Source organism: Cryobacterium lactosi (assembly GCF_004403945.1).
In the GTDB taxonomy this organism is placed as follows: Bacteria; Actinomycetota; Actinomycetes; order Actinomycetales; family Microbacteriaceae; genus Cryobacterium; species Cryobacterium lactosi.
In genome coordinates this window covers 161,601-171,408 of sequence record NZ_SOHM01000018.1, presented here as the reverse complement: position 1 = coordinate 171,408, position 9,808 = coordinate 161,601, and the positions used below count along the sequence as shown (strand labels likewise).

Sequence of the window (9,808 nt, the reverse complement as noted above, 5' to 3'; positions counted from 1 at the left end):
GGGCCGCGCCGCCCGCGCCGGCGACAACGTCGCCGACGCCATCGCCGAGGCGGCCGCCGGGCTGTCCGACCAGCTTGCCGACGCTTGGCGGGCGCTCGCCGCGGCGTGGGATGTCGCCACCCGCGCCGGCGCGCCCCTGTCGGGTTGCCTGCGCGACCTGGCCGCCGCGTTCCGGGAGCTCGGCCAGCTGCACCGTGACCTCGTCGTTGCCCTCACCGGACCGCGCGCCACCGCCCGCCTGGTGATGGTGCTGCCTCTGGTGGCGCTGCTGTTCGGCAGCCTGATGGGCTTCGACACCCTGCGCACCCTGCTGCTCACCGGTCCTGGCCTGGCCTGCCTGGCCGCGGGTTCGGTGCTGATGTTCGCCGCTGCGCGCTGGAACCGCCGACTGGTGCGTCGCGCTCAGGCCGGCGGCCCCGCGCCGGGGCTGGAGCTCGACCTCACCGCCATCGGCATGACGGGCGGCGGCTCCCTCGACGGCGCCCGCCGCACCGCCAGGCAGAGCGCCGAACGCTTCGGGCTGCGCACCCCCGGCGCCGACCATACCGCCACCGACGCGGTGATCGACCGGGTGCTCACCCTCTCCGCCCGCGCCGGAGTGCCCGCGGCCGAACTGCTGCGCAGCGAGGCGGAGCAGCTGCGCCGGGATGCCCGCACCGAGGGTCGCCAGCGCGCCGAAACCCTCGCCGTAGTCCTGATGATTCCCCTCGGCGTCTGCGTGCTGCCCGCGTTCATGCTCGTGGGCGTGGCGCCGCTGCTGCTCAGCGTGCTCACGTCCACCCTCGGCAGCTTCGAGTGACGCCGTTGATGGCCCTCCTCCACAGCCTGGCGGGCCGACGAACTATGCACCGCCGGGCCGCCGCCGCCCATGCGGACGGCGGCGGCGGGGCAGGCTGGCTGCACTCGCGCCGCTTGCACCGCGTATCGCACGCGAAAGGAGATCCACCATGTCCATTCTCACCAGCTCTTCTGTACCGCCGATCGAGCATGACGTTCAAGCCGAGGCGACCACCGGAAAGGAGGCGACGGCCGACCGTGCCGCCGCGTCGCCCTGGCACCATCCCAGCGTGGGCACCGGGATCCGCAATGGACTTGTGCGCACCCGCACGGTGCGCTCCAACTCCTTCCGCGCCCTCCGGCGTATGAAAGAGGACCGCGGTGCCGCCACGGCCGAGTACATCGTCGCGACCATGGCCGCGGTAGGGTTTGCCGGCCTGCTCATCGTCATCCTGCGCGGCGACGAGGTGCGCGGCATCCTCACCGACCTGGTGCGCAGTGCGCTCACTGTTGGCTGATCGTCCCGGCGCGCACCGCCCCGACGGGTCGGCGGGCGGGCGGCACCGCGACCGGGGCAGCATCACCGCCGAGTTCGCCGCCGCGCTCCCCGCCGTGCTCGTGGTGCTGGCGTTGTGTCTGGGCGCCGTGCAGGTGATGGGTCAGCAGGTGCGCATGTCGGATGCCGCTGCCTACATGGCCCGGCTGCTGGCCCGCGGCGACGGCGCGGGCTCGGCGACCGGGCTGCTGGCCGCGGTGGCCCCAGGCGCGGTCCTCGCCGAGGAGCGGCAGGGCGAGTTCGTCTGCGCCAGGCTCAGCGCGCCGAGCGCCTTCGCCCCGTTCGCCGCCGCGGGCCTCACCCTCGGCGCTAGGTCTTGTGCCCTCGCCAGCGACACCGCGAGCGCCGACCCGTGACCCGGCGACCCGTCACCCGCCGACGTGTGACCCGCCGATCCGGCGCCCGCCGCCCTGTGACCCGCCGATCCGAACGGGGCTCCGGTTCGGTGCTCGTGGTCGCGTTGCTTGGCGCACTCGTCACGCTCACTGCTGTGCTGGTTCCGGTGTTGGCGCTGCTGCCGACCCATCAGTCCGTGCAGGGTGCCGCGGATGCCGCGGCGCTCGCCGCGGCCGATGTCGCCTCCGGTCTCATGCCGGGGGTGCCCTGTGAAACCGCGGCGCGAGCCGCCGAGTTGAACGGGGCCCGACTGGCCGCCTGCACGGTTGACGGCCTGATCGCCACCGTGGCGGTTGCCCGCACGGTCGGCGTGTTCCCGCTCAGCTCCAGGGCGCGAGCCGGGCCGGCCCCCTAGCTGGAGGCGGGGGGAGTGTCGAAAAGCGCTTCGAGGTAGCGGTAGTCCACAGCGGACGGTTGGTCGGGATGCTCGGCGGAATCGAACTCCAGGCCGGCCGCTCGTGCATAGAGGTAGCGCTTGCCGCGCGAGTCGGCGGGGATTTCGAGCCGCGGCCGGGGATCCCCCGACTCGAGGAACTCGGTGGTAACGGTCTTTCCTTCGAGGGGGCCGTCCGTCAGTTTCGCGGTGTACGTGCCCTGCGCTGCAGTAACCATGTCTCTATTGTGCGTCCGTGCCCCGTTCAGGCAACCCCCAATCCTCAATCCGGGTCTCGCCTGCCGCGTGTCGGCCGCCCCTCAACACCGTCCGGGAACATGTGCGCACATCCGTTTCCGCCCTTGCACTGCGCCGCAGGCGAGCTACCGTGGAGGCGATTCGGGGCGCTCCGGCGCCGTCGTGGTCGGCGCGCACTCGATTCCTGTGTGTATGGTGTGGCTTGGTCGTTACACAGACCGTTACCTATAAAGAGGAGTCTGGTGCCAGGCACTAAGAAGCTGGTCATTGTCGAGTCGCCGACGAAGATGAAGTCGATCGCCGCCTATTTGGGCGACGGATACGAGGTTTTGTCGTCGGTCGGACACATCCGAGACCTGATCGAGCCCAAGAATCTGCCGCCGGAGCTCAAAAAGGGCCCGCTGGGCAAGTTCTCCGTCGACGTCGACAACGGCTTCGAACCGTACTACGTGGTCTCCGACGCCAAGAAGAAAACCGTCAGCGACCTCAAACGAGCTCTGAAGAACGCCGACGAACTCCTCCTCGCAACTGATGAGGACCGCGAAGGCGAGGCCATCGCCTGGCACCTGCTGCAGGTCCTCCAGCCCAAGGTTCCGGTCAAGCGGATGGTATTCCACGAGATCACCAAGGACGCCATCATCGCGGCCACCAACAACACCCGCGACCTCGACACCGCCCTCGTCGACGCGCAGGAAACCCGCCGCATCCTCGACCGCATCTACGGCTACGAGATCTCGCCCGTGCTCTGGCGCAAGGTGGGCCCCGGCCTGTCTGCCGGCCGGGTGCAGTCCGCCGCCACCCGCCTCGTCGTCGACCGGGAACGCGAACGCCTCGCCTTCGTCTCCGCCGGCTACTGGGACCTCTTGGCCCAGCTCGCGCCCGGCGCCAGCGCCGAGAACGGTTTCCAGGCCAAGCTCGTGCGTCTCGGCGGCGAACGCATCGCCACCGGCAGCGACTTCGACGACACCGGCAAGCTCAAGCCCAAGGTCGTCGCGGCCACCCTCGACGAGGCATCCGCCCTCGCCCTCGCGGAGGCCCTCAAGGTGCCGGGCGTGCCGATCACGGTCACCAAGGTCGCCTCCAAGCCCTACCGCCGCAGCCCCGCCGCACCGTTCACCACCTCCACCCTGCAGCAGGAGGCGGCGCGGAAGCTCCGCTTCACCGCTCGGCAGACCATGAGCGTGGCCCAGTCGCTGTACGAAAACGGCTACATCACCTATATGCGTACCGACTCGCCGTCGCTGTCGCAGCAGGCGATCACCGCCGCGCGCAAGCAGGCCGCGTCGCTCTACGGCGCCGAAACCGTGCCGGAGAACCCGCGGCTGTACAAGGGCAAGAGCAAGAACGCCCAGGAGGCCCACGAGGCCATCCGCCCGTCCGGTGACACCTTCCGCACCCCGGCGTCGCTGTCCAGCAGCCTGCGCGGCAATGACTTCAAGCTGTACGACCTGATCTGGAAGCGCACCGTCGCCAGCCAGATGGCGGATGCGACCGGTTCGACCGCGTCGGTGACCATCGCCGCGGGCCCCACCGGCCAGGCCGCGCACCCCGCCGCCACCGAGGCGCTCGCCGAGTTCGCCGCCAGCGGCACCGTCATCACCTTCCGCGGCTTCATGCTCGCCTACGAGGAATCCAAGGACGAAGAGCGCAACGCCCCCACCGACGCCACCGAGTCGAAGCTGCCGCCGCTGGAAGAGGGCCAGAAGCTGACCCTCGTCGAGGTGGAGGCCAAGGGTCACGAAACCACCCCGGCCGCCCGGTACACCGAGGCCAGCCTGGTGAAGAAGCTCGAAGAGCTCGGCATCGGCCGCCCGTCCACGTACGCATCGATCATCTCCACGATCACCGACCGCGGCTACGTCACCCCGCGCGGCCAGGCCCTGATCCCCAACTGGATCGCCTTCTCGGTCGTGCGCCTGCTCGAGGAATTCTTCTCTGACCTTGTGGAGTACGACTTCACCGCCGAGATGGAAGACGACCTCGACCGCATCGCCAGCGGCACCGCCGACAGGGTGGACTGGCTGACCAGCTTCTACTTCGGATCCGAAAAGCACCGGGGCCTGCGCCAGGTGGTCGACAACCTCGGCGAGATCGACGCCCGCACGATCAACTCGATCCACATCGTCGACGACATCACCCTGCGCATCGGCAAGTACGGCCCCTACCTCGAGGTCGCCAGCCCCACCGCCGACCCGGATGCCACGCCCCGCCGGGTGAACATCCCGCCGGACCTGGCCCCCGACGAGCTCACCCCGGCCAAGGCCCGTGAACTCGTGGATGCCCCGGTCGTCACCGACCGCGTCATCGGCGTGAACCCCGACAACGGCAAGGAGATCGTCGCCAAGGACGGTCGCTTCGGCCCGTATGTGACCGAGCTCGAGCCGCCCGCCGACACCGACGGACCCGGCGAATCCATCGACCCGCTCACCGGCGAGGTCACCTCGCTGGCCGACGCCGGAGCGCCGGCCGCAGCCGCTGCCGCCACCAAGCCCAAGCGCAAGGCCCCGGCCAAGAAGGCCGCCGCCGCGGTGAAGCCGCGCACGGCGTCGCTGTTCAAGTCGATGGACCTGGCCACCGTCGACCTCGACACCGCGCTGGCGCTGCTGAACCTGCCCCGCGTGGTGGGCATCGACCCCGAGACGCAGACCGAGATCCTCGCCCAGAACGGCAAGTTCGGCCCGTACCTCAAGAAGGGCGTCGACACTCGTTCGCTCACCAGCGAAGACCAGATCTTCGAGATCGACCTGGCCGGCGCGGTGGAACTGTACGCGCAACCCAAGTACGGCGCCCGCCGGGCCTCCAGCGCGCTCAAGGACTTCGAAGAGCCCGACCCGGAGAGCGGCAAGGCCATCAAGATCAAGGACGGCCGGTTCGGCGCCTACGTGACGGACGGCATCACCAACGCCACGATCCCCAAGGCCGAGAGTGTCGAAGAGGTCGACTACGAGCGCGCCGTTCAGCTGCTCGCCGACAAGCGCGCCAAGGGTCCGGTCGTCAAGCGCGGGGCCGCTGCGAAGAAGGCTCCCGCCAAGAAGCCGGCAGCCAAGAAGCCCGCCGCCAAGAAGGCTCCGGCCAAGAAGGCCGGCGCCACCACGAAGACCGCCGCCAAGCGGGCTCCGGCCAAGAAGACCGGCGCGTCAACGGCCACCCCGAGTGTGCGCGCCGAGCGCACCCCGGAGCAGAAGGCCGCGACCGCCGCGAAGGCCGCAGCCACCCGGGCTGCCACCGCAGCCGCGAAGGCAGCCCAGGCGGCCGCGCAGTCGTGAGCACCACAGCACCAACCGCACCGGTGACGCCCGGCCTGTTCATCACCCTCGAGGGTGGCGACGGGTCGGGCAAGAGCACCCAGGCGCAGCTGCTCGGCGAATGGCTGCAGGCCCAGGGGCGCACCGTGGTGCGCACCCGCGAACCCGGCGGCACCGAGGTGGGCGTCGCCATCCGCGAGATCGTGCTGCACCACCGCGGCGAGGTCTCGCCCCGCGCCGAGGCCCTGCTCTACGCCGCCGACCGGGCCCAGCACATCGCCACGCTGGTGCGTCCGGCGCTGGCCCGCGGCGAGATCGTGCTCCAGGACCGTTATCTCGACTCCTCCGTGGCCTACCAGGGCGCCGGCCGGGTGCTCGGTGGCACCGAGGTGCGCGACCTCTCGCTCTGGGCGGTCGAGGGGCTGCTTCCGCACCTCACGCTGCTGCTCGACCTCGACGAGACCGCCGCGCGCGCGCGCCTCGACGCCGACGACAAGGTCTTCGACAGGCTCGAAGCCGAGAAGGGCGAGTTCCACGCCCGCGTGCGCGCCGCCTTCCTCGACCTCGCCGCCGCCGAGCCGGATCGTTTCCTGGTGCTGGATGCGTCGCTGCCGATCGACGAGCTGGCTGCGCTCATCCGCACCCGCGTCGCCGCCCTGCTCAGCTGAACGCCGCGCGCCCATGAAGCAGAACGTGCACTTCATCACCGTCGCCACACCGGATCTGGATGTGGCGCGCGCGTTCTACGTCGCTGCCCTGGGCTGGGTGCCGCTGATCGACGTGCCCGGCGAGATCATCTTCTTCCAGGTAGCCCCTGGCGCCGTGCTCGGCCTCTTCGACGCCGACAAATTCGCCGAGGACCTGGGCACCGGGCCGAGCCACGGGTCGGTTTCGGGGGTGACCCTGTCGCACAACGTGGAGAGCCCGGCCGAGGTGCACGCCGTCGTCGTCGCCATGACCGCCGCCGGCGGCACTGTGCTCAAAGCGCCTCAGCCGGGCGCCTTCGGCGGGATTTTCCACGCCCACGTGCAAGCCCCCGGCGGCATCATCTGGGAGATCGCGCACAACCCCGGCTGGCAGATCGGTGCCGACGGCACCGTCAGCTTCGGCTGAGCCTGCCTGTCGCACTCGCCCCGCTGCGGATCGCCCGCCCCGCGAGTTGCCGCGATGTGCCCCTTCGCGGGCGCTCAAGAGGAACTCTTCCGCAAGTCGGGTGCGACACCGCTGTCGCGGGTCTGCGCGAGACGCCAGTTGGGGCCAGTTGGCGGGCGTCTGACTGGCCGCAACTGTCAACTCGCGGAGGGGCCCGAACGCGAGAAGTCACTTGGGGCCAGTGTGTGGGCGCGTGACTGGCCGCAACTGTCCTCTCGGCATCGCACGGTATCCGCACCCGGCTGTCACCGGCTCCGGGTAGCCTTGACGAATGGCAGTGTGGGACGACCTGACGGGTCAAGCAGAGGCGATCGCCATCTTCCGTGCCGCCGCCGAGCGCCCGGGAGCGGTCGCCACGCTGGAGCGCCCCGAGACTGACACGGATGCGCCCGCCACTGCCCCGAGCACGTCCTCGTCGATGACCCACGCCTGGCTGATCACCGGGCCGCCCGGCTCCGGCCGCTCCAACCTGGCGTTCGCGTTCGCGACCGCGCTGCTCAGCCCCGGCACCGCGAAGGGCGACGAGTCCACGAAGAGGCTCGTCGACGCCCGCACCCACCCCGACCTCACCGTGCTCAGCACCGAGGGCGTCATCATCAAGATGGACTCCGTCAAGGAAGCCGTGGCCCGGTCCCAGTACTCCCCGTCGGTGGGTCGCTACCGCGTCGTGGTCGTCGAGGATGCCGACCGCATGGTGGAGCGCACCTCCAACGTGCTGCTCAAGGCGCTCGAGGAGCCGCCGGAGCGCACCGTGTGGATCCTCTGCGCCCCCAGCGAGGCCGACCTGCTGCCCACGATCCGCTCCCGGGTGCGCACCGTGCGCCTGCGGGTGCCGAGCATCGACGCGGTCGCCGAGCTGCTCATCCGTCGCACCGGCGTGGACCCGGCCGTCGCCGAACGGGCCGCCCGCGAAGCGCAGAGCCACATCGGCATGGCCCTGCGGCTGGCCACCAACGCCGAGGCCCGCGCCCGCCGCGAGGAAACCCTCCGCGCCGCCCTCGGCCTCACCGGGGTGTCCAGCGCGGTCAACGCCGCCGCCCGGCTGCTCGCCATCGCCGGTGACGACGCCAAGGCGATCACCATCGAGCGGGATGCCGCCGAACGAGAGGGCGTGCTGCGCTCGCTCGGCGTGGAACCCGGACAGTCGGTGCCGCCCGCTCTGCGGAGCCAGATCAAGAACCTCGAAGACGACCAGAAACGCCGCGCCACCCGCAGCCTGCGCGACGGCATCGACCGCATCCTGGTCGACCTCACCTCGCTCTACCGCGACGTGATGATGATGCAGCTGGGCCGGGACAGCACCATCATCAACCTCGAACTGCTGCCCGAGTTGCGCCGCGCCGCCGGGGCCTGCCCGCCGGCGACCACGGTGGCGACGATGGATGCGATTGCCCTGGCCAGACAAAGAATTGAAGCGAACGTGGCACCGGCGTTGGCCCTTGAGGCCATGCTGGTATCGATGATCCGACGGTGACGGCGCCTCAGCCGGCCGCCGATGCACCAGAGAAGAGGAACCCAGTGACCAAGCGCTCTCGCGTACTCACGACCATGGCGGCCGCGGTGGCAGTGACGCTCGGCCTGACCGGGTGCGTGCCGTGGTTCATGCCGCAGCCCGCACCGTCCACCTCCACGCCCACCGGCGAGAAGGTCGACGCGTCGCTCGATTCGTTCTACAGCCAGGTGTTGGCCTGGTCCGACTGCGACAACGGCATGCAGTGCACCACGGTGTCCACCCCGCTCGACTGGGACGACCCGGCCGCCGGCTCGGCGGACCTGGCCCTGGTGCGCCAGCCGGCCACAGGCGACCGGCTCGGCTCGCTGCTGGTCAACCCCGGCGGCCCCGGCGGCTCCGGCTACGACTTCGTCAAGGAATCCGTCGACTACGCCACCAGCGCCGCACTGCAGGAACGCTACGACATCGTCGGATTCGACCCGCGCGGGGTCGGCCGGTCCTCGGCCGTGGCCTGCTACGAACCCGCCCAGATGGACGAGTACCTCTACGGCATCGCCGACGCCGAACGCGGCAGCGACGCCTGGATCCAGGAACTGGAAACCAGCGCCACCGACTTCGCCGCCGCCTGCACCGACAAGACCGGAGCCCTGCTCGGCGAGGTCGACACCCAGAGCGCCGCCCGCGACCTCGACCTGATGCGCGCCGTGCTCGGTGACACCGAACTGAACTACCTGGGCTTCTCCTACGGCACCTTCCTGGGCGCCACCTACGCCGAGCTGTACCCCGACAAGGTCGGCCGGCTCGTGCTGGACGGCGCGCTGGACCCGTCCACCAGCAACTTCGAGGTGACCAGCACCCAGGCGCTTGGCTTCGAGAACGCGCTGCGCGCCTACCTCACCGACTGCCTGGCCGGCACGGAGTGCCCGTTCGAGGGCACCGTCGACGACGCCATGGCCACGATCGGTGCCCTGCTGGCGTCGGTGGATGCCAGCCCGATCACCGCCACCGACGGCCGCCAGCTCGGCGCCAACGCGCTGCTCACCGCGATCATCTACCCGCTGTACCAGGCCACAGCGTGGCCCAACCTCAGCGACATGTTCGAAAGTGTGCTGCAGGGCAGCGCCGACGGCGCCATGCAGTTCGCCGACGGGTACAACGGCCGCAACCCCGACGGCAGCTACGCCGACAACTCCACCGAGGCGTTCATGGCCATCAACTGCGTGGACTACGCGTACAACGACGACCCCGCAGCCATGCGCGCCGAAGCCGCCCAGATCGAACAGATCGCCCCGACCATCGGCAAGTACATGGCCTTCGGCGACATCTCCTGTGCCAACTGGCCGTACGCCTTCACCGGCGAACGCCAGGAGATCCACGCCTCCGGCGCCGCCCCGATCCTTGTCGTGGGCACCACGAACGACCCGGCCACCCCCTACGTGTGGGCGCAGAACCTGGCCGAGCAGCTCGATAGCGGCCAGCTCGTCACCTACGAGGGCGAGGGCCACACCGCGTACAACAAGTCCAACGCCTGCGTGAACGACGCCGTCGACACCTACCTCATCGACGGCACCGTGCCCACGGCCGACCCGATGTGTTGA

General features: G+C 70.3%; 10 protein-coding genes. 9 read left to right on the top strand and 1 reads right to left on the bottom strand.

What is annotated here, in order from left to right; all coding sequences use genetic code 11:
- From E3T61_RS09775 to E3T61_RS09760, 4 genes are all read left to right on the top strand, one after another.
- Nucleotides 1-799, top strand: a 799-nt coding sequence (locus tag E3T61_RS09775; RefSeq protein WP_134640661.1) for a type II secretion system F family protein, incomplete at its 5' end; no start/stop codon positions are given.
- Between the two features lie 310 nt (nt 800-1,109).
- Complete coding sequence (locus E3T61_RS22670; RefSeq protein WP_420898477.1) at nt 1,110-1,295, top strand: DUF4244 domain-containing protein; 186 nt, start codon at nt 1,110-1,112, stop codon at nt 1,293-1,295.
- Nucleotides 1,288-1,689 carry a TadE family type IV pilus minor pilin gene (locus E3T61_RS09765; protein WP_174777003.1) on the top strand — a complete coding sequence of 134 codons (402 nt, stop codon included), beginning with the start codon at nt 1,288-1,290 and terminating at the stop codon, nt 1,687-1,689. Before E3T61_RS22670 ends, E3T61_RS09765 begins: the two co-directional genes overlap by 8 nt.
- Nucleotides 1,690-1,715: 26 nt before the next feature.
- Entirely contained in the window at nt 1,716-2,084 is a 369-nt protein-coding gene (locus E3T61_RS09760; RefSeq protein WP_241992490.1) for an Rv3654c family TadE-like protein, read from the top strand.
- On the opposite strand, the gene E3T61_RS09755 is transcribed toward E3T61_RS09760, so the two are convergent.
- Complete coding sequence (locus tag E3T61_RS09755) at nt 2,081-2,341, bottom strand: hypothetical protein (RefSeq protein ID WP_134640660.1); 261 nt, start codon at nt 2,339-2,341, stop codon at nt 2,081-2,083. The genes E3T61_RS09760 and E3T61_RS09755 overlap by 4 nt on opposite strands.
- Nucleotides 2,342-2,602: 261 nt before the next feature.
- Between E3T61_RS09755 and topA the strand changes: the two genes are divergently transcribed.
- The 5 genes from topA to E3T61_RS09730 all read left to right on the top strand — a co-directional run bounded on the left by topA (nt 2,603) and on the right by E3T61_RS09730 (nt 9,808).
- On the top strand, nt 2,603-5,626 hold the full coding sequence (gene topA / locus E3T61_RS09750) for a type I DNA topoisomerase (protein WP_134640659.1): 3,024 nt from the start codon (nt 2,603-2,605) through the stop codon (nt 5,624-5,626).
- 23 nt (nt 5,627-5,649) lie between these two features.
- Nucleotides 5,650-6,273 (top strand): dTMP kinase, encoded by a 624-nt coding sequence (tmk, locus tag E3T61_RS09745; RefSeq protein ID WP_134640678.1) that lies wholly within the window; start codon nt 5,650-5,652, stop codon nt 6,271-6,273.
- A 13-nt stretch (nt 6,274-6,286) separates the two neighbouring features.
- A complete protein-coding gene (locus E3T61_RS09740; RefSeq protein ID WP_134640658.1) occupies nt 6,287-6,718 on the top strand; it encodes a VOC family protein in 432 nt (143 codons plus the stop codon).
- A gap of 310 nt (nt 6,719-7,028) precedes the next feature.
- On the top strand, nt 7,029-8,231 hold the full coding sequence (locus E3T61_RS09735; RefSeq protein ID WP_134640657.1) for a DNA polymerase III subunit delta': 1,203 nt from the start codon (nt 7,029-7,031) through the stop codon (nt 8,229-8,231).
- A gap of 74 nt (nt 8,232-8,305) precedes the next feature.
- Nucleotides 8,306-9,808 (top strand): alpha/beta hydrolase, encoded by a 1,503-nt coding sequence (locus E3T61_RS09730; protein ID WP_134640677.1) that lies wholly within the window; start codon nt 8,306-8,308, stop codon nt 9,806-9,808.